This window comes from Nocardia sp. NPDC058497 (genome assembly GCF_042720195.1).
Lineage (GTDB): Bacteria > Actinomycetota > Actinomycetes > Mycobacteriales > Mycobacteriaceae > Nocardia.
On sequence record NZ_JBHXMY010000885.1, the window covers coordinates 1 to 1,695 of the forward strand.

The following is a 1,695-nucleotide window of genomic DNA, read 5'->3' on the forward strand; positions in this document are numbered from 1 at the left end:
CCCCATCACCCCCACCCTCCGCCACACTCGTTTTTTTGCGGTGTGTTGTGTTTGGTTTTGAGTATAAGAGACAGCCTTGAAACCTTGGGCGCGGAAGAGCCGTTCGGCTGCCGCCAAGACCTTTTGTCGCGTCGCTGCTTGTTGCTCCGACCGCGACTGAACATGTTCATTGAACATGTTCAGAACGCTATACCATGATTGATCTTGGACGCAATCCAGGACGTGAAGAAACGCATGTCAGAGAGGGTTTCTCGAAAGTGGAGCCAAGGGGACTCGAACCCCCGACCCCCACGGGCGCCACCTGAATACGGCGATTCCGGACCAGTCCGCAGCGTGAGTGGCCGGTTACGCGGCAGTCTCTGGGATATCAGCGGCTGTAGACGAGGTGGGCGATGCGTTCGGCGAGCATGATCGTGGTGAGGTTGGTGACGCTGGAGGGCACGTACGGGATGATCGAGGCGTCCACGACACGCAGGGCGGCAAATCCGTGCACGGCTCCGCGGGAGTCGACGACGGCCTGAGGCGAGTCGGCGGCACCCATGGGGGCGGTGGAGGTGGGGTGGCCGTAGATGGAGAGGTTGGATTCGACCACCTGCATCAGTTGCGCGGCTTCGTCGGGCAGTTCGCGCGGGATCAGAAGCCCGGCGAGCGATGGCGTGAGTGCCGGGTGACGGGCCAGATCGCGGGCAAGTTGTACGCCTTCGAGCATGCGCCGGCGGTCGCGGTCGGTGCCGAGGTAGTTGTGGTCGATCAGGGGCTGGGAAAGCGGATCGCGGCCGGCGAGGCGTAGCGTGCCGTGTGCGTCGGGGAGCACGAGAGCCGTGGACAGGGCGATGACGCCGCCGGTGGGCATGAACGGAGCCCCGTTGGGATGCACGGCGACGATATTCAGGTCGAGTTCGCCGTCCGCGGCCTCGCTGGAGGCGGTCCACAGCAGCGCGCCGAGGGCCGGGGTCATCTCGGCTCGCCCCGGAGCGAGTTCGTAGATCGTGTGGAAGAACGGGTGGTCCTGCAGGTGTTGTCCGACGGGTAGGTCGGCGTGGGGCTCGATGCCGAGCGACGTCAGGTCGCCGACGGGGCCGATGCCGGAGCGCAGCAGGATCGCGGCGCTTCCGTAGGTCCCGGCAGAAAGGATCACCTCGTCGGCGTTGTGCACGGCGCCGTCGGCGGTGACCACTCCGGTCGCACTCGTACCGCGGAACAGGACCCGGTCGACGGTGACGGCGCTGTGCACGGTGAGATTCGGGCGAGCGCGCACCTCAGCGGTGAGGTAGACCAGTGCTGTGTTCTGCCGGATCCCGTCGACGACGTTGACGGCGAAGGCTCCGACGCCGCCCTGCTCGGCGCCGTTGAAGTCGGCGATCCGTTTGTGGCCACGGGCGACCGTGGCGTCGATAAAGGCACTGTGCGCGGGGGTCAGCTCGGAGTCGGTCAGTTGGCGCACGGGCATCGGCCCGCTACGCCCGTGAAACTCGTCATCGCCGGTGGGGGTGTTTTCCAGGGCGCGGAAATACGGTAGGACGTCAGCGAAGGTCCAGTCGTCGAGCCCTTGCTCGGCCCATCGGGCGAAATCGCGGGCGCGGGCGCGGAGGGCGGCGCCGACGTTGACGGCGGAACTCCCGCCGATCACCTTGCCGCGCATAGTGGCGATCTCGGGGCTCAGTCGCCCGCCCCGTGAGGTGTATCCCCAGTCGC

Annotated in this window: 1 protein-coding gene; it reads right to left on the reverse strand. The window is 66.4% G+C overall.

The window, feature by feature from the left end; genetic code table 11:
* Window positions 1–367 precede the first annotated feature (367 nt).
* On the reverse strand, window positions 368–1,695 hold a 1,328-nt coding region (locus ACFWPJ_RS32120; RefSeq protein WP_378857186.1), incomplete at its 5' end, for a GMC family oxidoreductase.